19 protein-coding genes are annotated in these 25,022 nt (G+C 72.5%); 11 read left to right on the forward strand and 8 right to left on the reverse strand.

From position 1 onward, the window contains the following. Positions 1-170: 170 nt before the first annotated feature. Positions 171-767 (reverse strand): hypothetical protein, encoded by a 597-nt coding sequence (locus tag ABGB06_RS15725; protein WP_347589598.1) that lies wholly within the window; start codon positions 765-767, stop codon positions 171-173. A gap of 308 nt (positions 768-1,075) precedes the next feature. On the opposite strand from ABGB06_RS15725, the gene ABGB06_RS15730 reads away from it, so the two are divergent. Genes ABGB06_RS15730 through ABGB06_RS15740 form a run of 3 tightly spaced genes read left to right on the forward strand, consistent with a single transcriptional unit; the run spans position 1,076 to position 3,970 of the window. Next, positions 1,076-2,404, forward strand: coding sequence for a hemolysin family protein (locus tag ABGB06_RS15730; RefSeq protein ID WP_347589600.1), 1,329 nt, complete (start codon positions 1,076-1,078; stop codon positions 2,402-2,404). Then, on the forward strand, positions 2,401-3,432 hold the full coding sequence (locus ABGB06_RS15735; protein WP_347589602.1) for a hemolysin family protein: 1,032 nt from the start codon (positions 2,401-2,403) through the stop codon (positions 3,430-3,432). The genes ABGB06_RS15730 and ABGB06_RS15735 overlap by 4 nt, the downstream gene beginning before the upstream one ends. A 13-nt stretch (positions 3,433-3,445) precedes the next feature. Then, positions 3,446-3,970, forward strand: a complete 525-nt coding sequence (locus ABGB06_RS15740) for an N-acetyltransferase (protein WP_347589604.1) — start codon at positions 3,446-3,448, stop codon at positions 3,968-3,970. Between the two features lie 38 nt (positions 3,971-4,008). Here ABGB06_RS15740 and ABGB06_RS15745 read toward each other — a convergent pair whose 3' ends face one another. Beyond that, the gene (locus tag ABGB06_RS15745) at positions 4,009-5,352 is read right to left on the reverse strand and encodes an acyltransferase (protein ID WP_347589606.1); all 1,344 of its coding nucleotides are present in this window, start codon (positions 5,350-5,352) and stop codon (positions 4,009-4,011) included. A 722-nt stretch (positions 5,353-6,074) separates the two neighbouring features. Here ABGB06_RS15745 and ABGB06_RS15750 point away from each other — a divergent pair. After that, positions 6,075-7,289 (forward strand): endonuclease/exonuclease/phosphatase family protein, encoded by a 1,215-nt coding sequence (locus tag ABGB06_RS15750; protein ID WP_347589608.1) that lies wholly within the window; start codon positions 6,075-6,077, stop codon positions 7,287-7,289. Between the two features lie 45 nt (positions 7,290-7,334). Here ABGB06_RS15750 and ABGB06_RS15755 read toward each other — a convergent pair whose 3' ends face one another. Further along, entirely contained in the window at positions 7,335-7,634 is a 300-nt protein-coding gene (locus ABGB06_RS15755) for an endo-1,4-beta-xylanase (protein ID WP_347589609.1), read from the reverse strand. Between the two features lie 112 nt (positions 7,635-7,746). Here ABGB06_RS15755 and ABGB06_RS15760 point away from each other — a divergent pair, with 112 nt between their 5' ends. Both ABGB06_RS15760 and ABGB06_RS15765 read left to right on the forward strand, forming a co-directional pair. Next, on the forward strand, positions 7,747-8,292 hold the full coding sequence (locus tag ABGB06_RS15760; protein ID WP_347589840.1) for a sugar O-acetyltransferase: 546 nt from the start codon (positions 7,747-7,749) through the stop codon (positions 8,290-8,292). Positions 8,293-8,330: 38 nt separating this feature from the next. Then, on the forward strand, positions 8,331-8,861 hold the full coding sequence (locus ABGB06_RS15765; RefSeq protein ID WP_347589611.1) for a TetR family transcriptional regulator: 531 nt from the start codon (positions 8,331-8,333) through the stop codon (positions 8,859-8,861). Positions 8,862-8,885: 24 nt separating this feature from the next. On the opposite strand, the gene ABGB06_RS15770 is transcribed toward ABGB06_RS15765, so the two are convergent. Next, on the reverse strand, positions 8,886-10,682 hold the full coding sequence (locus ABGB06_RS15770; protein ID WP_347589613.1) for a pectate lyase: 1,797 nt from the start codon (positions 10,680-10,682) through the stop codon (positions 8,886-8,888). Between the two features lie 369 nt (positions 10,683-11,051). Between ABGB06_RS15770 and ABGB06_RS15775 the strand changes: the two genes are divergently transcribed. Beyond that, a complete protein-coding gene (locus ABGB06_RS15775) occupies positions 11,052-11,918 on the forward strand; it encodes a lytic polysaccharide monooxygenase (protein WP_347589842.1) in 867 nt (288 codons plus the stop codon). Between the two features lie 261 nt (positions 11,919-12,179). Beyond that, on the forward strand, positions 12,180-13,532 hold the full coding sequence (locus tag ABGB06_RS15780; protein WP_347589615.1) for a sulfatase-like hydrolase/transferase: 1,353 nt from the start codon (positions 12,180-12,182) through the stop codon (positions 13,530-13,532). Here ABGB06_RS15780 and ABGB06_RS15785 read toward each other — a convergent pair. After that, the gene (locus tag ABGB06_RS15785; RefSeq protein ID WP_347589617.1) at positions 13,505-14,548 is read right to left on the reverse strand and encodes an AraC family transcriptional regulator; all 1,044 of its coding nucleotides are present in this window, start codon (positions 14,546-14,548) and stop codon (positions 13,505-13,507) included. The genes ABGB06_RS15780 and ABGB06_RS15785 overlap by 28 nt on opposite strands. A gap of 272 nt (positions 14,549-14,820) precedes the next feature. On the opposite strand from ABGB06_RS15785, the gene ABGB06_RS15790 reads away from it, so the two are divergent. Beyond that, positions 14,821-15,861 carry a hypothetical protein gene (locus tag ABGB06_RS15790; protein ID WP_347589619.1) on the forward strand — a complete coding sequence of 347 codons (1,041 nt, stop codon included), beginning with the start codon at positions 14,821-14,823 and terminating at the stop codon, positions 15,859-15,861. A gap of 71 nt (positions 15,862-15,932) precedes the next feature. On the opposite strand, the gene ABGB06_RS15795 is transcribed toward ABGB06_RS15790, so the two are convergent. Together ABGB06_RS15795 and ABGB06_RS15800 are read right to left on the reverse strand one after the other, a co-directional pair. Further along, a complete protein-coding gene (locus ABGB06_RS15795; protein WP_347589621.1) occupies positions 15,933-19,961 on the reverse strand; it encodes a discoidin domain-containing protein in 4,029 nt (1,342 codons plus the stop codon). Between the two features lie 257 nt (positions 19,962-20,218). Continuing rightward, on the reverse strand, positions 20,219-21,988 hold the full coding sequence (locus tag ABGB06_RS15800; RefSeq protein WP_347589622.1) for an ABC transporter ATP-binding protein: 1,770 nt from the start codon (positions 21,986-21,988) through the stop codon (positions 20,219-20,221). A 236-nt stretch (positions 21,989-22,224) separates the two neighbouring features. On the opposite strand from ABGB06_RS15800, the gene ABGB06_RS15805 reads away from it, so the two are divergent. Beyond that, the gene (locus ABGB06_RS15805) at positions 22,225-23,313 is read left to right on the forward strand and encodes an S-(hydroxymethyl)mycothiol dehydrogenase (protein ID WP_347589623.1); all 1,089 of its coding nucleotides are present in this window, start codon (positions 22,225-22,227) and stop codon (positions 23,311-23,313) included. After that, the gene (locus tag ABGB06_RS15810; RefSeq protein WP_347589625.1) at positions 23,310-23,954 is read left to right on the forward strand and encodes an MBL fold metallo-hydrolase; all 645 of its coding nucleotides are present in this window, start codon (positions 23,310-23,312) and stop codon (positions 23,952-23,954) included. The genes ABGB06_RS15805 and ABGB06_RS15810 overlap by 4 nt, the downstream gene beginning before the upstream one ends. 23 nt (positions 23,955-23,977) lie before the next feature. On the opposite strand, the gene ABGB06_RS15815 is transcribed toward ABGB06_RS15810, so the two are convergent. Further along, complete coding sequence (locus ABGB06_RS15815) at positions 23,978-24,949, reverse strand: DUF1259 domain-containing protein (RefSeq protein ID WP_347589627.1); 972 nt, start codon at positions 24,947-24,949, stop codon at positions 23,978-23,980. Positions 24,950-25,022: the final 73 nt, after the last annotated feature.

Raw genomic sequence — 25,022 nt, forward strand, 5'->3', positions numbered from 1 at the left:
TCGCGATGACTTCAGGAAACCCACGACCCGGGACCTCCGCGGCGCCTCTTTACACATCCCTGACACGCCACGGCACAGCCCTAACGGATTGCATACGCGGACCGGACCGGGCCCACCGCCCGGCGTTCGGAAGACCGGTCCGGGGCCTCGTCAGGGCTTGTCAGGGCTTGTCAGAGGTCCAGGTAGCGCGCGACGAGGCCGAGCAGGACCAGTGCGGCGAGCCCGCCGACGAGGCCGTAGAGGCCGACGGTCCAGGTCAGCCGCTCCAGCGGGGTCGGCGACGTCTTGGTCTCGCCGTGCTCCCTGCCGATCTCCGCGACCAGCCGTTCCACGGCGTCCCGGTCCGCCTCCTCCAGCCGGCCGTCGGCGGCCCGGGAGCGCGCCAGGTCCGTGACCCGGGCGACCTCCTCGGCGGAGAACGCGCCGCGGGCGCGGGCCCTGCCGTCGACGTCGATCGGCGGGAGAACGCTGCAGTACAGCACCTCGCCCGTCTCCTCGTCGAGGACGAGCTCGGCGTCCGCGGCGCCCTCGGCGCCGTCGGAGCTCCCGGAGTCGTCGGGGCCGTCGGAGCCGCACACGGCTCCCGACGTGGAGAACTCCACCTGGTACGGCGACGTGGGCGTCCTGATCAGGTAGTGCGCCACGAGGCTCCCGCCCCCGACGAGCACCGCCAGCAGCGGAAGGCAGCAGCCGATGACGGCGAGCATGTTCGAGGCGAGTCCGGCGTCGCCGGATCGGGAGCCGGACCCCTCGGCGCTGCTCGACACGGCGTCCCCCTTCAGACCGCCCCGCGCCCCCGCCGGCTCCGGCCGGAGGGCGCCCCGGGCTCCGACGGACCCACGGTAGCGGTCGTCGGCGGACCCGACGCGATCCGGGGCGGGCCCGCGACATGCGCGGGCCGGCGCGCTCCTGCCACCGTTTGGCGCGCCATTTACCATGAGGCCACCGCCGAACGTCCGAGCCAGCACGCCCGACAGACAGACAAGGAGCGCGGTCCAGGCATGGCCGAGCCTCCCAGTAGCGACCGAATCGCCCCCGCCGTCCCGCGCGGCTCCTGGTGGGAGGGGGTGACGCGGTGATCGAGGTGCTGTTCGTCCTGCTGGCGTTGGCGCTGATGCTGGCCTGTGCGGTGTTCGTCGCCGCGGAGTTCTCCCTCACCACCGTGGAGCGCGCCGAGTTGGAACGGGCCACGGACGCGGGCGACCACGCGGCCGCGGGCGCGCTGGCCGCGGTCCGGGCGCTGACGTTCCAGCTGTCCGGCGCGCAGCTGGGCATCACGGTGACGTCGCTGGTCATCGGCATGCTCGCCGAGCCGTCGCTGGCCCGGCTACTGGACGGCCCGCTGACCTGGGCGGGCCTGCCGGAGGGTGTGGCGTCCTCCGTCGCCGTCGCGCTGGGCATGGCCCTGTCGACGGTGCTGCTGATGGTCATCGGGGAGCTGGTCCCGAAGAACTGGGCGATCTCCCGCCCGCTGGCGGTCGCCCGCCGGGTCGCCGCGCCGCAGCGCGCCTTCACGGCGGCCTTCGCCCCGTTCATCCGCCATCTGAACGACACCGCGAACCGCCTGGTGCGGCTGACCGGGCTGGAGCCCACCGAGGAGCTCGCCTCGGCCCGCACCCCGCAGGAGCTGATCGCGTTGGCCCGGCACTCGGCCGCGCAGGGCGCGCTGCCGACCGACTCGGCCGAGCTGTTCGTCCGCACCCTGCACCTGAGCGAGCTGACCGCGCAGAACGTCATGACCCCCCGGGTGGACGTGCACGCCCTCCAGGACGCGGCCACCGCCGCCGACGCCGTCAACCTCACCCTGGCCACCGGCCTGTCCCGGTTCCCGGTGTACCAGAGCAACCTGGACGACATCCTGGGCATCGTGCACATCAAGGACGTCCTCGCGGTCGACGAGTCGGCGCGCGCGGACACCCCCGTCGCGGACCTCATCACCCCGCCCGTGCTGGTTCCGCACAGCCTGCCGGTGGACCGGCTGCTGAACCAGCTGCGGGACACCCGGACGATGGCCGTCGTCCTCGACGAGTACGGCGGCACCGCGGGCGTCGCCACCCTGGAGGACATCGTCGAGGAGGTCGTCGGCGAGGTGCGGGACGAGCACGACCTGGCCGAGGAACCCGTGCTCGCGCCCGTCGGCCCGCACACCTGGCAGGCGGACGGCAGCGTCCGCGTCGACGAGCTGGCCGCCCTGGACCTGCGGGTGCCGCACGGGCCCTACGAGACCCTCGCCGGACTGGTGGCCACCCGACTGGGCCGGATACCCGCACGGAACGACGCCATCGAGGTGGACGGCTGGCGGCTGACCGTGCTGGCCGTCGCCCACCACCGCGCCGACCGGATCGAGATCACCGCCCCCGACCCCACCCGGCCGGCTGACGGGCCGGCGGAGGACCGCCCGTGACCGTCCTGCAACTTGCCCTCGGCGCCCTCACGCTGCTGACCAACGCCTTCTTCGTCGGCGCCGAGTTCGCGCTCATCTCCGTCCGCCGCGACCAGATCGAACCACGCGCCAGGGCCGGCGAGCGGCGGGCCCGGATCGTGCTGTGGGCGCTGGAGCACCTCTCCCCCATGATGGCCGCCGCCCAGCTGGGCATCACCCTCTCCTCCCTGGTGCTGGGCGCGGTCGCCGAACCCGCCATGGCACACCTGCTCCAACCGCCCTTCGACGCGATCGGCGTCCCGCACGCGCTGGTGCACCCGATCGCGTTCGCCATCGCGCTGGCCCTGGCCACCTATCTGCACATGCTGGTCGGCGAGATGGTCCCCAAGAACATCGCGCTGGCGGCCCCGGAACGCACCGCGCTGCTGCTCGGCCCGCCGCTGGTCGCCATCACCCGCGCGCTGCGCCCGGTGATCTTCGGCATCAACGCCTGCGCCAACGCGCTGCTGCGGCTGCTGCGGGTCGAGCCGAGGGACGAGGTCCCCTCGGCCTTCACCGACGACGAACTGCTGCGCATCGTGCAGGACTCCAGCGACGCCGGCCTGCTGGAGTCCACCGAGAGCGCACGGCTGCGGGACGCCCTGGAGCTCGGCACCCGCACCGTCGCCGAGATCGTGGTCCCGGCCGACCGCATGGTGACCGTCGACCATCGGATCACGCCCAGGGGACTGGAGCGGGCCGCGGCGACCTCGGGGTTCTCCCGTTTCCCCGTGACCGCGCCGGGCGGCAGCGTGCTCGGCATGCTTCACGTCAAGGACGCGCTCGAGATCCCGGCCCGCGACCGGGACCGGCCGTTCCCCCGCGACGCCCTGCGCACCGTCGTCCGGGTGCCCCCGGACACCCCGCTGGACGACGCGCTCACCGCCATGCGCGCGGCCTCCACCCACCTCGCGGCCGTCGCCCACCCGAAGGGGGACCTGCGCGGCTTCGTCACGATGGAGGACGTGCTGGCGGAACTCGTCGGGCCGGCCGCCCCGGCCGAGAGCTGACGCGGAGGACGAGATGACGGAGAACGGAGAAGAGGAGACGGAGCGGATGAGCGTACGGCTGCGGCCGGCCGAGGCCGAGGACGTCGACTTCCTGACGCTGATGCTGCTGGAGGCGTTCAACTGGGACGGCGAAGGCGGCTTCGACCACGCGCGGGTCCTCGCGGACCCGAAGCTCGCGCACTACGTGACGGGCTGGCCGCGTCCCGGCGACCTCGGCGTGATCGCCGAGGACGCGGCGCCGCCCGGCGAGCGGGTGGGCGCCGCGTGGGCCCGACTCCTCCCGCCCGACGACCCCGGCTACGGCTACGTCGCCCCCGACGTGCCCGAGGTGAGCCTCGCCGTCGCTCCGGGCTGGCGGGGGCGAGGGGTGGGGCGTGCGCTGCTCACGGAGCTGATCGCACGCGCCGCCGCGACCGGGCTGACCGGCCTCAGCCTCAGCGTCGAGGACGGCAACCGAGCCGCCCGCCTGTACACGGACCTGGGCTTCGTCACCGTGGGCCGGGAGGGCGACTCCGACACGATGCTGCTGCGGCTCTAGCGGGTCCCGTCGGGGCAGGGCCGAGCCTCAGGGGCCGATCACGAGCGGCCGGGGCGGTGGTCTCCGGCCGTGACGGCCGTGCGGGCCGCGTGGAGCAGGGCCGCACCCGCCAGGAAGCCGGCCAGGGCCGCGGTCGGCAACCCGAAGGGGTCGGGGTCGGCCGAGCCCTCGGTGGCCACGCCGAGCAGGCCGAGCACGCAGGCGGCGAAGCCGACGGTCGTCGCGGCGGCCCGCCAACCGTAGGCGACGACCGGGGCCCGCCGCCCGCGCGGCCCGCCGCGCCTCTCGATCCGGCCGAAGACCGCCACCAGCGCGCCCAGCACGACGACCAGCGCGGCCAGCCACTGCAGCTTCCACAGCAGCCACGCCCCCGTGTCCTCAGGAGGCTGCGGCAGCGGGAGGCCGGCGGCGTACACGGCCACGGCGACGACCACGAACGCGCCCATGTGCCACAGCAGCAGGGTGAGGATCACCGAGTTGACGGCGATCACGGCCAGCCACGGCCCGGACCGTCGCATCCACCGGTCCCCCACGTCCCGCAGCAGCAGGACCAGCCCGAGCTGAGCCGTCGCCAACGCCAGCAGGGCGAGCGTCGGCGGCGAGAGGTTGCCGAGCGGTGCGCCCGGGATGCTCACCATGCTGACCGGGTACGGGCCGAGCGCCGTGAGCAGCACCGCCGCCGCGGCGCCGCCCACCAGCAGCGGCGCGGCGACTCCGGGCCGCACCGGCAGCGTTCCGTCCTGCCAGGCGAACCCGATCTGGTGCACCGCAAGCCAGGCGAACAGGTAGTTGCCCAGCTGCGGCGTCGACGCGTCGAACACCAGCCGCGCCACGTCCCCCGCGGCGACCAGCGCCACCAGCACCAGCGGCACGGCCAGCCCGACCCGCCGGTGCAGGCGATGCGTCAACGGCGTCAGGATCACCGCCACGAGATAGACCAGCAGGAACCACAGCGGGATCGAGGCCAGCGACACCGCCTGGCCCACCTGGGCGGGGCGGACGCCCGCCAGCCGGGCGACCAGTCCGGCGGCGGCGAGCGTCACCAGGAGCGCGGTCGTGGGCCGGACGAGCCGCGCGCCGCGGTCGAGCAGCCAGTCCTGGGCATCGCCGCCCCGACGGAGTCGCGAGGTCAACGACGCGGCGTTGGCGAACCCGCCCACCATGAAGAACACCGGCATCACCTGGACCAGCCAGGTGATCGGGCGGCCCCACTCCAGCACCCTCAGGGCGCTGAAACCGTCCAGGCCACGGGCCCCTCCGGTGACCACGACGACCATCCAGTGGCCGAGCACCACGACGAGGATGGCGAGCGCCCGCAGCAGGTCCACGTAGCGTTCCCGCTCCGGCGGTGTGCGCACCGCGAGCTCACGCAGGCCGGGCATGTCGCCATCATAGGAACGGGTGACCGGCGAAGATCACCACCACGCACCGCGCGCACGGGTGGCCGGTGGTGATCTTCGCCGATCGCCCGGGCCGAGTCGTCGGCGGCCCGCTCGCGTCCCTCCTCGGCGTCGCGTGTCGCCGGCGTGGTGGTCCACCACGACCGCCACCACGGGAGACGCGGAACGGTCCCGGAAACTCCCCCACCCGGAAACTCCCCCCGACCCGCCGGCACGCCACGGGCGTCCTCGCGGCGGCTGACGCCGCGTGTGGGCCCGTGTCGCTCATCCGTCTGGGGGCGGCCGGGTGGCCGCGAGGGGTGCGGCGCCGCAGGATCGACGTGCTGTGCGAGCCGTCAGCGATGGCGACACCGACCTGGAGCGGCGATGACGGAGCGGATCTCCCTCTGTTCCAGTGAACCGATCAGACCCGGCGACGACATCCTGATCCACTACGAGTTCGACGAAACGGGAAACAACAGGGTCGTCCTGGACTCGACGGAAACGCCGGCCGAGGCCCACCGCGCGTTCGAGTACGCCCCCGGCCGGGCCGGTGTCGTCCGGTTCTCCGGCATCTCCCACGGGACGAAGCCCGGGGCGCTCCCGCCGGGGAGTACCGGGCCACGCTGGTCACATCGGCAGCGGGCGGGCCGGACACCGACGACGAGCGGGGAGATCCGGCGTCCACCGTCCGTTTCGTCCTGACCGACGATCCCTACTTCCTGGTGGACTCCTTCACGACGGCCAACGTCGTGGCCGGCCAGGCGTTCCGGGTCCCACTCGCCGGGATCCTGCAACGCTTCGGGCGTGAGCGGGTCACCTTCCACAAGCACCACGGCGACGAGTGGCTGCAGGTCTCCCTGACCGGGGAGATCAGCGGAACGCCACCGCCCGGATGCGCGGGGAGCAGCGGTCACCTCGTCGTCGTCGCCAGCGTCGCCGACGATCACCGCCTACGATCCAGCACGGGCACGAGCGTGGCGGTGACCGTCCCGGTGCGGGATCCCGAAGCGCCGCTGGTCGACCGACTCCGCGTCGCCACCTGGAACATGAGGTACGACGCGACCCGGCCCCACGACGGAGTCAACAAGGTCCTGCGCGTGCTCCTGGACCAGAGCGTCGACGTCGTGGCCCTCCAGGAGGTCCACCGCTACCAGGAGCCGGGGACCGTGCGGCAACTCGCCGAACGCCTGGGCTGGTACCACCACGAGTGCCCCCGGATCCACCTCGCCCCCGACGACGACAAGGACATCGGCCTGATCAGCCGCTACCCGATCGACCCGCACCGCAGCGCGCACGACGCGGAGTTCCTGCGGTCGGCGGTCACCGCCGGCGACCTCACGGTGCACCTCTGCTGCGTCCACCTCGACTACGAGTCCTACGGCCCCCACGCCGCCGAGCCCGGCAAGCGGCGGTTCACGGCCCGGTCCAGGCGGCGGAGAACGGGTCCCGACGCGGGACGGAGATGCGGGACGGGATCCTCGGCGGGCTCGAGGAGCAGCTCGCCCGGCACACGAGAGCCCGTCATCGTGCTCGGCGACTTCAACTGCCCCTCCCACCGCGACTGGATCTCCGACGTGACGACCGAACCGCGCAACTGGCCCGCCACCCTGGCCCTGGAGGAGGCCGGCTTCCAGGACTCCTACCGGGCCGTCCACCCCGATCCGCGCGCGTATCCCGGCCTCACCTGGTCCCCGACCGAGCTGTGGAACGCGGACCTGCAACGGGCCGAGCCCCAGGACCGCATCGACTTCATCTTCCACCGGGGCGGCCGACTCACCGTCCTGGACTCCCGCACCCACGTGACCGGCACGCCCGCTCCGGCGGAACAGCACGAGGAATGGGAGGAGCATCCGCGCCACCGGTACAACGCCTGGCCCTCCGACCACGCCGCCGTCATCACCACCTACCGCGTGAACACCCCCCGCGGCTGCGGCTGACGCGGCGTGAACCCGCATCGCCGGATGCCGCGGGCTCGTGTCGTGTCATCTGGCGCCGAAGCCGGCCGGCATGGCGTGGTAGGCCGGTTTGGGCCGGTGGCCCTCGTCCCACCGGCAGGCGGCGCCCTCGTCGAGGACGAACCGGGGCACCCGGGAGTCGGCGTCGGAGAAGCCCCAGACGGTGACGCCCCGGCAGCCGTCGACGTTGACGCACGCCTCGACGACCCGCCGGTACTCCGCGGCCTGCCGCGCCAGCCGCACCTCGTCGGACGGCGTCTTACATGCGGTCGTCGAGTTCCAGTGCCTGGCGTCGGGGTCCGCGCGTCCCGCGGCGGCGTCGATCATCTCGTGTACGTTCGTACACGAATTCGCGTACGAACGTACACCGATGCGGTAGAGTCCTCCCGTGACATCGAGGGACTACTTCGCGGGCGACGACCGCACGAACCATCAGCGCATGCTCGCCGGGGACCTCTACATCGCCGACGACCCGGAGATCGCGCGCCGCGCACAACGAGCGGTCCGGCTGGCCGACGCCTACCACCGGGCCTTCGTCCAGGGCGCGGCGGCCGCCCGCGGGTACCTCGCCGAGCTGCTCGGCCACCTCGGCGAGGACGCGTTCGTCAGGCCGCCGCTGTTCGTGGACTACGGCGAGCACCTCAGCGTCGGCGCGCGGACGTTCGTCAACTGCAACCTCACGGCGCTGGACGTCGCGCCGATCACGATCGGCGCCGACTGCCAGATCGGCCCCAGCGTCCAACTCCTGACGCCCACCCACCCGATCGAACCGCGGCCACGCCGGGACAAGCTGGAGGCGGCCCGACCCATCACCCTCGGCGACAACGTCTGGCTCGGCGGCGGAGTCATCGTCTGCCCCGGCGTCACCATCGGCGCCAACTCGGTGATCGGAGCCGGAGCGGTCGTCACCCGCGACATCCCCGCGAACGTCGTCGCGGTGGGCAACCCGGCGCGCGTCACCCGAACGCTCCCGGACGACCAGTGACCGCCACGCCCCCCGCCGACGGCGGGACACCCCGCGGCGTGCCCCATCGCGACCCCGGCCGGCGGGAGCGGATCATCCGGGCCTGCCTGGACGTCATCGCCGAGTCCGGCGTCGCCGGCACCTCCCACCGCAGGGTGGCCGCCGCGGCCGGTGTCCCCCTCGGCTCGATGACCTACCATTTCTCCGGCATGGACGAGCTGCTGCACGAGGCGTTCACCCGCTTCGCCCAGTCGGTCAGCGACCAGTTCGAACGCCGCATGGCCGCGGCCGCGGACGTCGACGCGGCCAAACGCGCGATCGTCGCCATCATCACCGACGACGTCTTCGACACCCACCGCGACCTCGTCCTGACCCACGAGCTGTACACCCTCGCCGCCCGCGAACCGGCGTTCCGCACGCTGACCAATGCGTGGATGGCGCGGAGCCGCGCGGCCCTGGAACGCCACTTCGACCCGACCACGGCACGCCTGCTCGACGCCCTCGTCGAGGGCCTCACCATCCACCGCGCCCTCGACGTCGAACCCCAGGACCCGGCCCTCGTCACGGCCGCCGTCGAACGCCTCACCTAGGCATACCGCCGGCGCGCGGCGGGCTCAGGTCGGGCGTGGGGCGACGTGGGCGGTGAGGCGGGACAGGTTGCTCACGAAGGTGTCCGTGGTGATGCCGAGCGGCGGATCCGTGGGCTGGTAGGGCGGCGCGTCGGGCGGAGCGAGCGGGTCGTAGGGGGACGTGTCGTGGAGGTCGCCGACGTTCGTGCTCATGAAGGCCGTGCCGTCGTAGGGCTCGGTCGGGCCCGGGCCCCGGTAGGGATTGGTGACCGCCTCGATCGGCGACAGCCAGTGGTCCGCGTCGCCGAGTTCGGCGACCAGCCGGTTCGCCTCCTCCTCGCCGACCTCGGGCAGCCCGACGGCGGCGTCCCGGAAGAGGTCGGTCACGTCCAGGTCCCGGACGGCGAAGTAGCGGGGCAGCGGGATGGGACCGCCGCGGGTGAGGGGCGAGCGGGCCCGCAGGTCCGCCACCTCGGCCGGGGTCAGCGCCATGAGCTCCTCGTAGGTCTCCTTCAGGCCGGCGACGTCGAGCCGCTTCGCGGCGTTGGAGTGGCTGAGGGTCCGCCGGTGGTCGTGGTCGAAGTAGTAGGCGCCGTTGCGGATGTTCGACCCGAAGCGGTGGACGAAACGGGCGCGGTTGCTGCCCAGTTCCACGTACGTCGGGTGTGTCCGGCCCTCCAGCAGCGGGTTCTCGGCGATCTGCTGGGCGGTCAGCGGGCAGCTCTCCAGCCACGCGATCGCCTCGGGGACGCGGCCGAGGTGGGCGCGGTCGCCGGTCAGCAGGAAGAAGTCGAAGAGCTGGCGGACGTTGTTCTGGGTGGTCTCGGGCGACAGACCGCGCGGCTCGTAGGACCGGGCCCCGGCCGGGGCGCCGGCGGGCCGGCCGTTCGTGGCGCGGGACAGGTGCTGCAGGCCCCAGCCGGCCTGGGGCCCGGGCTGCTGGAGCCGCTGCACGCAGGCCATGGCGCGCCGCAGCGGACCGATCAAGTCGCGCCGGCCGAGGGACGCCACGCACATCAGCAGGAAGAGGATGTTCTGGCCCATGACGTCGTCGTTGAAGGTGACGTGCCGGGTGTAGTCGCCGTCCTCCATGCCGTGCTGGACATCGCTCGGCAGCCAGGACGGCGTGACCTCGGGCCACGGCATCTCGCCGATCGCGTCCGGGTTCCACGGAAAGCGCTGCGGCCAGCCGCCGTCGGCCGCGCCGCCGGAGAACTGCGCCGCCAGCACGAAGCCGACGGCCCGGTCGAGCGCGGCCCCGATCCGCGGGTCGCGGCGCTCCACGTAGAGCCGGAGGAGCAGTTGGGCGGTGGACGCGGTGCCGCCGTCGTCGAACGTGGCGTTCCCGTAGTAGTGCTGGAACTCCTCCAGCCGCCACCCGTTCGCGCCGACGGTGGCGTACCAGTCGCGCAGCGACGCCTCGCCGGCCGTGTCGTGGACGTAGTTCCAACCGCCGGACGAGGTCTGCGCCCGCACCAGCGCCAGCGCCGTCCGCTCGGCCGCCCGGTAGAAGCACTCCTCGCCCGTGGCGTGGTAGGCGTCGAGCATGCCGTGCCCCACCGTCGGGGTGCCGGGCGGCTGGATCCAGCACATGGTCCGCCTGGCCTCCATCTCGCCCCAGGTGAGCGAGAGGTCGGGCAGGTAGTTCCAGACGTAGGCCCCCTCGTGGGAGACGTGTTCGTCCATGAAGAGGGCGGCGCGGCGCATGGCGGCGACGATCCCCGACCGGCCCGAGCCCCGCGCGGCGGCGTGGACGGGGGCGGGCCCCAGGGCGGCCAGCGAGCCGAGCGCCGGGACGACCGCGAGCCGTGCGAACGTACGACGGGTCATTGGCATGGTCATGAAATGAATCGTTCCATGTGCGGCGCCCGGCGACCAGGGCCGGGTCGCCGGCGCCGGACGATCACGCCGGGGACGACCACGCCCCCCGCCGCACGCGGCCCGCCCGGCCGAACCCCACTCCCAACTGGCCGAACACAGCGAGTCTTAGGCCCGAACAAACGCTTTCGCAATGATCCGACGGACGCTACTTTGGTCGCGGGAGCGCTCCCAAACGGCTGTGGTACTGGCGACGGGCCGCCGGTGCACCGACCAGACCGTACGTGGGCCGGTGCCGTGGGCTGCCTCGTCGCGGCAGAGACTCTTCTAGGAGAACCCGTGACCATTCGAACCACTGACCGAAGAACCACGACGGCCAGAAAGATTCGCTTCCTGAGCGTTCTGGGAGCCGGGCTGGTCGCCCTGGTCGTGTCGCTCCTCCCGTCCCCCGCGTCGGCCCACGGGGCCACGATGATGCCGGGCTCGCGCACCTACCTGTGCTACCTGGACCTGCTGGAGAACAGCAGCACCCAGATGCCGGCCAACCCGGCCTGTGCGGCCGCGGTCCAGCAGGGCGGCACCGGGCCGCTCTACAACTGGTTCGCCGTGCTGGACTCCAACGGCGGCGGCCGGACCCAGGGCTACATCCCGGACGGGACGCTGTGCAGCGGCGGCAACCGCGGCCCGTTCAACTTCTCCGCCTACAACGCGCAGCGGAGCGACTGGCCGACGACGCACCTCACCTCGGGCCAGACGATCCAGCTGCAGCACAGCAACTGGGCGCACCACCCGGGCAGGTTCGACGTGTACATCACCAAGCCGGGCTGGTCTCCCACCCAGCAGCTGGGCTGGGGCAACCTGGAGAAGATCAGCACCGTGACCAACCCGCCGCAGAGCGGCGGCGCGGGCTCGAACGGCGGCTACTACTACTGGAACGTCCAGCTGCCGAGCGGCCGCTCCGGTGACGCCGTGATCTACGTCCACTGGACGCGCTCCGACAGCCAGGAGAACTTCTACTCCTGCTCGGACGTCACCTTCGACGGCGGCAACGGCCAGGTCACCTACGGCGACGGCCAGACGCTGAGCGCCGAGGAGGTCGCCGCGGCGGGCGAGGCGGCCGCGGAGCACACCCCCGCGGTCACCGAGGAGTACGTCGACCAGACGGCGCACGCCGACCACAGCGGCCACACCGGGACCTCGGCGCCGTCCGAGGCGGTGCTGAGCGCCGCCCGCGGGTCGCTCCCGAGCTGGTTCTCCTGATCCGGGCCCTCCCGTGATCCCACGCCGACGGCGCCCACCGCCTGAGGCATGACACCCCCCTTGAGCCTGCCCGGCGGATCTCCCCGATCCGCCGGGCAGGCGCACGTTGCACTCCGCGCGCCCCTTATCGCGCTCTCATGTGGACAGGACGTCAAGGAACTGTGCACATGAAGTCAACGACATAACAGCGCCTCCCCGACATTCTGATGACGGCTGAAGACGACTCACGCAGACCTGATATCGGAATCCGGAGGTTCCACGATGAGCGGAGACGAGGCGCGCCTTCCCGGAGGTCCCGGGGGACCCGGCGGCCCGGGAGTGCCCGGAGGCCCCGGCGCCACGGCGCCCAACATCCTGGTGATCCTGGCCGACGACCTGGGCTCGGCCGACCTGTCCTGCTACGGCTCCCCGACCATCCGCACGCCGAACCTGGACCGGCTGGCGCGCCAGGGCATGCTGTTCACCCAGGGGTACTCGGGCTCGGCGACGTGTTCGCCCACCCGCTTCTCGCTCTACACGGGGCGCTACCCGGGACGCACGGAGGGCGGGCTGGCCGAACCGATCAACGGCAGGGACATCGGGCTGGAGCCCGACCACCCCACGCTGGCCTCGCTGCTGCGGGACGTCGGCTACGACACCGCGATGATCGGCAAGTGGCACTGCGGCTACCTGCCGGACTACAGCCCCACCAAGTCCGGCTGGGAGACCTTCTTCGGCAACTTCGGTGGCGCGCTGGAGTACTACTCCAAGCTGGGCATGCTGGGCGAGTACGACCTGTACGAGGGCGACGCCACCCACGAGGACCTCCGCTACTACACCCGGATCCTCACCGAGCGGGCCGCCGACCACATCCGCACCCGCGAGCAGGGCCGGCCCTGGCTGCTGAACCTCAACTACACCACCCCGCACTGGCCGTGGATCGCGGAGGGCGACGAGGAGGAGGCGGCCCGGATCGCCACGGCCATCAAGACCGGCGGGCCGAGGCAGGCGCCGCTGAGCCACAACGACGGCGGCTCGCTGGAGAAGTACGCCGAGATGGTCGAGGGCCTGGACCACAGCGTCGGCCAGGTGCTGGACGCGCTGCGCGACAGCGGCCAGGAGCGGAACACCCTGGTGCTCTTCTCCAGCGACAACGGCGGCGAGCGCTGGTCGTACTCGTGGCCGCTGTCCGGCCGGAAGGGGTCGCTGCAGGAGGGCGGTATCCGGGTTCCGCTGATCGTCCGCTGGCCGGCCGGGCTGCGGGGTCGGCAGGAGTGCGACGTGCCGACCTACTCCCCCGACTGGACCGCGACGCTGCTCGACCTGGCCGGCGCCCGCGCCGCCGCCTCCCACCCGCTGGACGGCGGCAGCCTCGCCGACTACCTGCTGCGCGGCGAGGCGCCGCCCGAGCGCGACATGTTCTGGCGGGTGCGCAGGGAGCGGGCGCTGCGCCGCGGCAACTGGAAGTACCTCCGGATGAACGACACGGACCGGCTGTACGACGTGGCCGCCGATCCGCGGGAGCAGGCCAACAAGGCGAGCCACCAGCCCGAGCTGCTGGCCGACATGCGGGCCACCTGGGAGCGGATCGACGCCACGCTGCTGCCCTACCCGCCGATGCCCGAACCGGCCTGAGACGGCCCGCCACGGCCCTCGCCCCCGCCCTCTTCCCCGTCTCCGGAGAAGCGGTACTCGCGGGGCGAGCGGCCGTAGGCGGCGTGGAACGCCCGGGTGAACGACGCGTGGTGGGTGAAGCCCCAGCGGGCGGCGATGCCGTGCACCGGCACCGCCCACTGGGCCGGGTCCGCGAGGTCGCGCCGGGCGGCCTCCAGCCGCCGCTCACGTATCCAGGCGGCGACGGTGGTGCCGTCGGCCCGGAAGAGGCGGTGCAGGTAGCTGACCGAGATGTGGTGCGCCGCGGCGACCGTCCGCGGGCTCAGCTCCGGGTCCCCCAGGTGCTCCTCGATATGGGCGCGGACGCGTCGGGTGAGGACCCGGGAGCGGTGCTCGACCGGCGGGCGCTCGCCCACCTCGACGCTGTGCGCGAGTGTGGCGGCGAGCAACTCGGTCAGCACCGCCTCCAGGTGGACCACGTCGCGGGAGCGTAAGCAGTCCGCCTGCCGGATCAGGCTGGTGAGGAACTGGGAGAGCACCGCGCCGATGCCCTCCCGTCCGGGCAAGACCCTGGCCAGAGGGCGGTCCGCCGCCCCGCCGGCGGCCGGCGCGCCGGTGCCCTCCGCGAACCGGGGCAGCAGCTTCGCCGGCACCTCCAGGCCGATGCCCCGCAGCCGCCAGGGCACGCGGTCCCAGGGTGGCGAGGTGTCGATGACGTACCTTTCGTAGCGGTCGTGCGACGCCTCGTCCCCGCCCGCGCACCCGCCCCCGGCGGGCTCGGCGACGCACCATTCCGGCGGCCGGACGCGGTGCGGCCGCGGCGGCCAGACGGACGCCCGCCCCGGGCCCTCCGGACGCACGGTGGTCGGCCACACCCGGACGTTCCCGATCTCCAGCAGCCGCGTCTCGACGTGGAACTCGTCGTCCCCGCGGCGCGCGTCCACCGGGCAGATCGTGCGCGCGATGTCGTCCCACCAGGCGACGAAATCGTCCGCCACGGTGAAGTCCCAGGCATGGGAAAGCTCTTCCTTCAGCATTGAGGTCCCCCCTTGTTCCCCCGGCGCCGCCGAACGCGGCGGCCCCCGAAGTGAGTTTCCGGGGCGCGACACCTTCTCGCAAGCTGTTTCCCTCATTTGGGACAAACCCGTGGCCGTCGGCGGCGGGCGCGGATCGCGGCGGAATTCCCTGCCGGGTCCACCCAACTGGAGAGAAACATTCCGCTCGGCGACGGGGTAGGAAGTAATTCGTTCAGTAGGCCACGAAGAAGAACAGGACCAAACAAACCGAACGAATCGAACAGGGAGCCAGAATGCGCAGACGGAGCTTGGTGCGAGGCCTCGCCGCCGGAGCGGTCACGCTGCCGGTCACGGGGATCACGCTGGGCGGGGCGACGCGGTCCGCCGCGGCGGCGGACAGCTACCGCATCGCGATCACCGACCATGTGAGCAACACGATCATGGTCTACGACCGCGCCGCGGCCGACTGGAACGGCGACCCGCTGTGGAGCTTCTCCGCCGGCTCGGCGGACGGCTGGAACGACCCGCTGGAGTTCCGGATGCGGGAGTGCTACTTCGGCGACGAGGTCGGCACCCTGGTGATGGTGGCGCACGGCCGCGGCGACAGCGGGCGGGTGGGCCTGATGCGGCTCACCTCGGACGCCCATCTGACGCAGGGCGACCTGATCTGGACCGATCACCTGACGACGTATCCGCACAGCATCGAGCGCGTTCCCGACATCGGCGCGATCGTCGTCGCCAGCACCGACAAGGGCGGCTGGCTGCACCTCTACGTGCAGATGACGGGCGGCGACCCGTCCAGCGTCGAGCCGGTCCGCAGCTACGAGTTCTACGAGGCGCACGGCGTGCTGTGGGACCCGGCCAGCCAGTTGCTGTGGGCGTCCGGCGGTCCCTACGTGCGCTCGTACCGGGTCACCGGCTCCAAGGCGAACGTGGCGCTGGAGGAGTACGGCACCCCGATCATCCTCAACCCCTACAACCGGGACCTGCCCGAGGACGAGTGGATCGGCAACGGGCACGACATCCAGCCCGACTACGCCGACCCCAACCGGCTGCTGGTCACCGACTCCTGGGGCTGCTACTACATCGACAAGTCGACCCGACTCTCCCATGACCTGGGCGGCAACGGCTTCAACACCGACTTCGTGAAGTCGTTCGTGCGCCACTGGAACGGCGAGTACCTCCTGACCGCCGACCCGACCTCCGAGGACTCGGGCCACTGGGGCGGCCCGACCGTGTACTTCCTGGACGCCGGCGGCCAGGTGGTCGACACCCGCACCTGCGACGGCAGCGAGAACTACAAGGCCCGGATCGTCACCCACCAGTTCCAGTGACGGACGCCGGCGGGGCCGCCTCGCGGTGGCCCGCCGGCATCGCGCCGGAGGTCGGTCGGCTACAGGGTCGGTTACGGGGTCGGCCAGGGGTTGACGATGATGTCGAAGGTGGACGTGGTGTTGCGGATGTCCTCGGCGTTGTCGCTGAGGGTCAGGTCGTGGAAGGTCGCCTCGCCGACCGCCGGGCCCTGTCCCGGTTCCGGCAGTTCGTTGGCCCAGATCCCGATGCCGGACTTGTGGTCGTACCGGTCGCCGCTGCGCCGCGCGCCCGAGATGGTGACGTCCGTGAGAACGGTGTCGGTCACCGGATTCTGCGGCTGGCCGCCCACGTAGTTGGTCTGGAACATGATTCCGACGTACGTGGGGTCGAGGATGTCGACATCGCTGATCCGGATGCCCTGGAAGACCTTCGAGGCGGAGAACAGCCAGATGCCGGGAAAGACCTGGTCGCCCCAGAAATGGCCGCCCGCCCGTTCGATGGTGATGTTCTCGAGGCGGGTCGGGATCTCGCCGAAGCCGTTCATCGGATAGCCGAAGTCCAGCGAGCTGATGGTGATGCCCGAGTAGACCAGCGTGTCGGCGACGCGGATGTTCCGGAAGACGTTGTCGTATCCGCCGTAGACGGCGATTCCGGCGGCCCGCCAGGTCAGCAGCGAGGTGAGGTTCTCGTAGACGTTGCCGTGCTCGTCGGCGCCGCCCGCGTCGATCGCCGAGAAGAGCGCGAAGCTGTCGTCTCCGGTCGCCCTGGCCTCGTTGTTGGTCACCAGGTTGTGCGTGCTGCCGTTGGTCATGTTGACGCCGTCGGCGAACATGTTGCGGATGCGGGAGTCGCTGATGGTGACCCGGTCGGTGTTGGCGCCCCAGTAGAGGCAGACCATGTGCTCGTTCCAGATGTCCTCGATCACCATGTCGGAGACGTTCTGGAAGTCGAACACCTTGCCCGGGCCGTCGATCCGCGAGGTGTAGTTGCCGAAGTAGGCGAAGTGCGCGAAGCGGGAGCCGCTCGCCGAGGCGTCGGCGCGGAACCCGACGTCGGTGTTCTCCTGGGCGGCGGGCGCGTGGAAGCGGGTGTACCAGGGGCCGGCCCCGACCACCTCGATCGGCTTGCCGTACACCTGGAACTTGCCGGAGGTCTGGTAGTCGCCGGGCGGCAGGTAGACGCCGACCAGCGTTCCCGTGGTGTCCATCCGCACCCGGTCCAGGGCCGCCTGCACGTCCTGGTGGCCGAACCCGGCCGGCACCGCGTACCGGGCCGGGTCGGGGCTGGCCAGCGGCGCGACCTGTTCGGTGTCCACGAAGTCGATCGTGTACTGGGAGCCGTTGGCCGCGTCCTTCTGGAGCCGGATGGTGCTGCCGGCCGGCACGGTCTCGTCGAGCATCAGGTGCGCCTCGTCGTAGATGTGGCGCGGGCCGCCCATGCCGGGCGAGTTGCCCGGGCTGGCCTCGGCGCCGTAGAGCCAGGCGTACCGCGAGGTGAGGTCCAGCGCCGCGTGGAACTCGCCGTTCACGTAGACGTTGAGGGTGCTGTCGATGCCGCCGCCGCCCGCCGCGTCGGGGATGGAGAAGCGGGCCACCAGGGTGTTGGTGCTCCCCCGGGTGGTGAACTCGACGTACTCGCCGGTCCGGTCCAGGGTGACCGCCTGTCGGCCCGACGCCTCGCCGGCCAGGTCCCCGACGTCGCGGTTGGGGCCGACGACCGCGGCGCCGCCGCCGTACGCCGCGTCCTCCGCCTCGTACGTCGTGTACGGCAGGTGCGCGCCGCGGCCGACGGCGAACGCCTCGGTGGTGGTGTTGTTCTCGCGCTTCACCGGGATCTCGTTGGCGTCCGCCTCGACGGTCGCCGCCAGCGTGAAGCTGCCGTCGGCGGCCGTCCAGGTGCCCAGGGTCACCGCGGCGCTCGTGGCGCCGGCCGCGACCACGCCGCTGACCGTGCCGGTCACGGTCCTGACCACCGATCCCTCGGCGTCCGTGACGGTGAGGGTGATCGGGTGGGCGCCGCCGGCGGAGTCCACGGTGCCGCGGTTCTCCAGGCGGGCGCTGAAGGTGACCTGTTCGCCCGCGGCGGGGGTCGCGGGGTCGGCGCCGAGCGCGGTGACGACCAGATCGGAGCTGGGCACCGGTTCGACCACCAGCGGATCCGGCCGTTCGAAGGCGTTGTTGGCCTCGTCCTGTTCGGTGACCTCGTCCTCGGGGTCGACCTCGGCGGCCAGCGGGTGGCTGCCCGCCGCCAGCGCGCCAACGTCCGCGGCCACGTCGGCGGTCCCGCCCGGGTCCAGCGCGGGCACCGGCACGGTCGCCGCCGCCTCGCCATCCACCAGCAGCGTCGCGGTGGTCGCCGCCGAGGCGACGGGGCCCACGTTCCGCACGGTCGCCGTGAGCTCCACCGGGTCCGACTCCAGCGGGGCCGCCGGTTCGGCGGCGATCGCGGCGATCTCCAGGTCCGGGTTCGGCGCCGGCTCGCCCATCACCCGCAGCTCGCCGACCTGTCCCGCGGGGGCGCCGCTGTTGGCGGTGAAGACCAGCCGCACGTCGGCGGCGCGGCCGTCCACCGGGATGCTGACCGCGTTGCCCTGGTTCGGCGAGAAGCGGTAGTCGGCGGCCGGCACCAGGGTGCTGAACGACGCGGCGCCCGGCGCCCGGCCCTGCACCTCGATGCGCTGGGTGCGGTCGCCCCAGATGCTGTCCGGGTTCAGCTGCACGACGACCTCGGCGAGGTCGGCCTCCAGGCCCAGCTCCACGGTGAGGTGGTGGGGGTAGGCGCCGCCAGCGCCCTCCCAGTAGGTGGTCCGGTCGCCGTCGTTGACGTTCGCCGCCACGTAGGTGTGCACGTGGGACGAGGCGCTGACGGGCCTGCCCTGGGCCAGCTCCCGCACGGCGGCGGTCGCCGCGCCGCGGTGGGTGACCGTGGCGCTGTCGGCGGACTGGTTGCCGGCCGCGTCGCGGGCCCGGACCAGATAGCTCACCGTGCCGTCCGGCGGCTGGGTGTCGGTGTACGCGGTGACGTCGCCGGCCACGCTGGTGCGCAGCGTGCCGTCGGCGTAGATGTCGTAGCCGGCCACGCCGGTGTCGTCGGTGGCGGCCGGCCAGTCCAGCCGGACGGCGCCCGGCTCCGGTTCGGCGAGCGCGAGGTCGGCGGGCGCGTCGGGCGGTTCGGTGTCCCCCGAGGCGGGGCCGCGGATCTCCAGTTCGGCGAGCTGGCCGGCGTCCCGTTCGGTGTTGTCGGTGAAGAGCACCCGGAGGTGGCGGGCGACGGTGGTGTCGAAGGCGAACGTCACGGTGTTGCCGTTGGCCGCCGCGTCGAACGGCTGCGCCTCGGTGGGCGAGAGGTCCACGAAGTCCTCGCCGCTGTCGCTGGCCTGGAGGACGAGCGTCTGGGTGCGCGGCTCCCAGTCCGGCGGCAGCGTCAGCACGACCTCGTTGACGGGCACGGAGGCGCCGAGGTCGGCGCTCAGCCACTGCGGGAGATCGCCGCCGGCGCCCTCCCAGTAGCTGTCCCGGTCGCCGTCGCCGGCGGCGGCCGCGGCGTGGTCCGGCTCGTGGCCGCTCGCGGTGAACGTGGCGTCCGCGGCGAGGTTCTCCCGCGCCTCCGCGGCGGCGCTCACCTCCAGCTCGGCCAGTTGGGCCGGCCGGCCGCCGCTGGTGTCGGTGACCTCGACCCGGAGATAGCGCGTCCGCACGTCGTGCAGGGGCACCGTGACCGTGTGGTCGGAGGCGGGGTCGAAGGAGTGGGTGGCCGAGGGGGCCAGCGTGGTGTAGCCCGTGCCGTCGATGCTGCCCTCGATCGTCAGGGTCTGCTCTCGGGGCGCGAAGTCCGCGGGCAGTTTGAGCACGACCTCGTCGACCCGGGTGGCGGCGCCCAGGTCGGCCCTGACCCACTGCGGGAGTGCGGCGCCCGAACTCTCCCAGTAGGTGTCCCGGTCGCCGTCGGTGATGTGGGCGGCGCCGTGTCCGGCGCCGGCGCTGCTCGCCGCGGTGGGCGCGTCGGCGGCCAGGTTCGGCGTGGCGCCGGCCACGGCGCCGCCCACGAGCCCGCTCAGCGCCATCAGCAGGGCAGCCAGGGCGGCGGCCAACGCGCGCGCTCTGAAGCGTGATGGTCTCATCTGTCCCCAATCTCCGACATGGAAGACACGATTTTGCGGTTTTCCGTCAGAGAGTTGCACTCGACTGTCACGCTGTCCATCGGTCGTGCGCCCCGGAAACGGGTCGCCCGGGACCGCCCCGCGGACCCGTGCATCAGCCACGCAAACCGTATGCCGCCGTCAGCAGCGGCTTACGCGCGCGCATGACGGATCCGGCGGGGTCGTTGCACGAAACGCAAGCTGTTTGCGTAGGCGCCGGCAGGGTCGCCGGGACGGCGTCAGGCCGCCTGGCCGCCGTGCAGCAGCGCGTAGGCCCCGCCGCGCCGGAGCAGTTCCTCGTGCGGGCCGATCTCCTCGATGGCGCCGTCCCGCATGACGACGATGCGGTCGGCGTTCCGCACGGTGGACAGCCGGTGCGCGACCACGAAGGTGGTGCGGCCGCGCACCAGGCGACCCAGCGCCTGCTGCACGAGCGCCTCGGAGCGGGTGTCGAGCGCCGAGGTCGCCTCGTCCAGGATCAGCACCCGCGGATCGCGGATCAGCGCCCGCGCGATGGCCAGCCGCTGGCGCTGGCCGCCGGACAGCCGCGCGCCGCCCTCGCCCACCACCGACTCCAGGCCGTCCGGTAGGCGCTCGACGAACTCCAGGGCGTTGGCGTCCCGCAGCGCCGCGCGCACCGCGGCGTCGTCGGCCTCGTCCATGCCGTAGGCGACGTTCTCCCGGATGGTGCCCTCGAACAGGATGGACTCCTGCGGCACCACCGAGACGAAGCGCCGGTAGCTGCGCAGGTCCAGGTCGTTCATGTCGACGCCGTCCAGCAGCAGCCGACCCGCGGTGGGACGGATGAACCCGATCACCAGGTTGAGCACCGTGGACTTGCCGGCGCCCGAGGCCCCGACCAGGGCGACCGTCTCGCCGGGCGCGACCGACAGCGTGAAGTCGCGCACGGCGGGCCGTTCCGCACCCTCGTAGGCGTAGCCGACCCGTTCGAACTCGACGACGCCGCGCAGCGAGGTCACCTGCGCCTTGCCCTCGTTCTCCTCCAACTCGGGGGCCTGGAGCACCTCGCCGGCCGAGCGGACGGACTCCAGGCCCTTGCTGATCACCGGCGCCAGGCCCAGCAGGGTGGTGGTCGAGTTGGTCAGGGTGGTGAGGAAGGCGCTGAGCATGACCACGTCGCCCGCGGTGACGCCCCAGACGCCGTGGTAGGCGATCAGCGCCGCCACGGTCAGGAAGCTGACGCCCAGCACGTTGAGGAAGACCCAGGCGAGGGACGCGAAGCGGCCGTTCGTCAGGTCCAGGCGCAGCCCCGAGTCGAGGACCCGGCGCAGGGTGCGGTCCATCCTGCGCAACGCGTCGCGCTCCAGGCCGTGCGCCCGGGTGACCGAGATCAGCCGGGTCATCTCGCTGACCCGGGAGGAGAGATGCTCCACGTCCTGGCGGAACAACTCGTTGCTGGTGCGCAGCCGGGTGCGGAGCCGCATCACCAGCAGCGCGGCGACCGGCACCACGAGGAGGAACACCGGCAGGAAGTGCGGTGTGCGTATCGCGATGATGATCAGCCCGCCGGTCAGCACGGTGCCGGCGCCGAGCCCGGTCTCGGCGGTCTGCTGCACCATCTGCTCCACCGTCTCCACGTCGCGCACCACCTTGACCTGGAGCACGCCGGCGCTGACCCGGTTGTGGTAGCCGATGGACAGCTGCTGGAGGCGGGTGCACAGCGCGGACCGCAGCTTGGTGCCGGTGCGCCGGACGGAGCCGTAGAGCAGCCGGACGTACAGCAGGTGCAGCGGGACGTTGACGAGCAGGATCACCATGACCACGCCGACGCTGGTCCACAGCTGCCGCAGCGGGAGGTGCAGCACGACGGTGTCCACGATGGCGCCGGTGACCAGCGGCAGCAGCCAGATGGGGCTGTGCTTGACGGTGAAGACCGCGAACGCGCCCGCCAGCCGCCAGCGGTCGGCGCGGAACAGGTAGGCCAGGGTGCGCACGGGGTGCTCGCCCCGGTAGCGGTGGTCAAGCGGACCTTCGGACGACGACGCCACGACGACTGTCCCTCCCGGGCGCCGGTCCCGGCGCACGGAATCCCACTCTATCCACCTCTATCCACCACCGTGACCCCGCCGCCGACCCACCCGCCGGACCAACCGTCGAACACCACGACGACGCGGGGCGTCGCGAACGCGCAGGCCGCGACGCGGGCACCCGCCGCTATCCTGCGTCGGAGGGCGTCGTCCCCGGCGCCGAACCAGCGCTCCGTATCCAGGACGAGAGGATCGAGATGCCGCAGGAAGTCCGTGGAGTCGTCGCCCGTCGCAAGGGCGAGCCGGTGACGGTCGAGACCGTGGTGGTGCCGGACCCCGGTCCGGGTGAGGCGGTCGTCGCCGTACAGGCCTGCGGCGTCTGCCACACCGACCTGCACTACCGCGAGGGCGGGATCAACGACGAGTTCCCCTTCCTGCTCGGGCACGAGGCGGCCGGCGTGGTGGAGTCCGTCGGCGAGCAGGTGACCGACGTGGCACCGGGCGACTTCGTGGTGCTCAACTGGCGCGCCGTGTGCGGTCAGTGCCGCGCGTGCCGGCGGGGTCGGCCGTGGTACTGCTTCGCCACCCACAACGCCGCCCAGAAGATGACGCTCGCCTCCGGTGAGGAGCTCTCGCCGGCCCTCGGCATCGGCGCCTTCGTGGAGAAGACGCTGGTGCACGCCGGCCAGTGCACCAAGGTGGATCCGGCCGTCAGCCCGCAGGTCGCCGGGCTGCTCGGCTGCGGCGTGATGGCCGGCTTCGGCGCGGCGATCAACACCGGCGGCGTGGGGCGGGGCGACTCGGTCGCCGTCATCGGCTGCGGCGGCGTCGGCGACGCCGCCATCGCCGGGGCCAGGCTGGCGGGCGCGACGACCATCATCGCGGTGGACAGGGACCCCAGGAAGCTCGCCTGGGCCAGCGACTTCGGCGCCACCCACACCGTGAACGCCTCGACCACCGATCCGGTCGAGGCCATCCAGGAGTACACCGGTGGCTTCGGCGCCGACGTGGTCGTCGAGGCGGTCGGCCGCCCCGAGACCTGGAAGCAGGCGTTCTACGCCCGGGACCTGGCCGGCACGCTGGTCCTGGTCGGCGTGCCGACGCCCGAGATGAAGGCGCCCGAGATGCCGTTGCTCGACTACTTCGGCCGCGGCGGCGCCCTGAAGTCCTCCTGGTACGGCGACTGCCTGCCGTCCCGCGACTTCCCGATGCTGGTCGACCTCCACCTCCAGGGGCGGCTGCCGCTGGAACGGTTCGTGTCCGAGGAGATCGGCCTCGACGCCGTCGAGACCGCCTTCGACCGGATGAGTTCGGGCGACGTCCTGCGGTCGGTGGTGGTGCTGTGAACGACCCGGATCGGTCGGAGGCGATCACCCGGGTCGTCACCTCGGGCACCTTCTCTCTGGACGGCGGTACCTGGGAGGTGGACAACAACGTCTGGGTGGTCGGCGACGACGCCGAGGTGGTCGTGATCGACGCGGCGCACGACGCGGAGGCCATCGCGGACGCCGTCGGCGGGCGCCGGGTGGTCGCCGTGGCCTGTACCCACGCCCACGACGACCACGTCAACCGCGCCCCCGAGCTCGCCGACCGGTTCGGCGCTCCGGTGCTGGTGCACCCGGCCGAGGCGCCGCTGTGGCGGATGACCCACCCGGACCGGGCGCCGGACGGCGAACTCGCCGACGGGCAGTTGCTCAGCGCAGGCGGCGTCGACCTGCGCGTGCTGCACACCCCGGGCCACTCCCCCGGCTCGGTCTGTCTGCACGCGCCGGCGCTGTCCACCGTGTTCACCGGCGACACGCTCTTCCAGGGCGGCCCGGGCGCCACCGGGCGGTCGTACTCCAGCTTCGAGACGATCATCGACTCGATCCGGGGGACGCTGCTCACGCTGCCCGGGGACACCGTCGTGCGCACCGGGCACGGCGACCCGACCAGCGTCGGCGCCGAGGCGCCCCATCTGGCGGAGTGGCTCGACCGGGGACACTGAGCGCGCCGCCGCGGCGGGACGGATCAGAAGAACGGCTCGACGTTCGTGGCGTCGAGGACGTGGCGCGTCGCCGTCGCGATCTCGACGCCGTCCCCCACCACCCAGGTGTGCACGAAGTACATCCGCGGCTCGTCGTTCAGGCTGTGGCTGTGCAGGGAGACGACGTCGATCCCCACGTCGACGAGCCGCGCCAGCACCTCCTGGACCTCGTCGGCGACCACGGCGAAGTCGCCGATCAGGGCGGCCCGCCCCCGGCCCAGCGGCTGGAAGTTCAGCGCGCTCATCGCGCCAGGGCCCCGCGGCAGCACGAGATGTCCCTCCACCATCGTCTCGCGGCGGACGAAGGGACACTGGTAGTTCCCAGCGGTCGACGTGCCCCGGCAGCCCAGCGCCGCGTCGATGCCGGCCGTGTCCAGATCCGGGGGCGGCGAGGGGAGTTGCGGCGCGGGCGTCGGCGCGCCGGTGCGGTCGATGACCGCGCGCAGATCGGCGGCGAGCTCCAGGGGGGCGTGCCCGTGCGTGTGGAAGTGCACCCACCACAGCTCCGGCGTCTGGCCGAGCAGATGCTTGTGGATCGCGGTCTGCGCGATGTGCCGGCTCTGCAGTTCCGCGGTGACCGGCTGGAGCTCCCGCTCGGTGATCGTCAGGTCGCCCATCATCAGCGTGCTGCCGTCGGTGTAGCGCACGAAGCCGACCTGCAGGCCGAGCAGCGCCGGCGACACCAGCACGCCCTCGGAGATCACCCGCAGATCCGTCCGCGGAAACGGCAGATGGAAGAGCATCCCCTTCATCTGCCCGGTGCCGCCCAGCGCTTCGGCGACCCCTGCCCAGTCCGCCTCGGTGGTCGGCACCGGTTGTAACGGCCCGTCCGCCGCGGCGGCGGTGCGGCCGCCCAGCGCCCCCGCCGCCAGAACCGGAGCCGCGCCCGCGGCCAGCACCCGTCGCCGCGACGTGCCCGCAGGGCGGTCCGTTCTCCGCTCCCGATGTTCACTCATGCTTTCATCTTGTGACCCGTTCCTCGGCTCGAATCACGAGAGCCGCGCGCGGGCGTGAGTTTCACCTGTACGC

The organism is Streptomyces sp. B6B3, assembly GCF_039871525.1.
Lineage (GTDB): Bacteria > Actinomycetota > Actinomycetes > Streptomycetales > Streptomycetaceae > Streptomyces.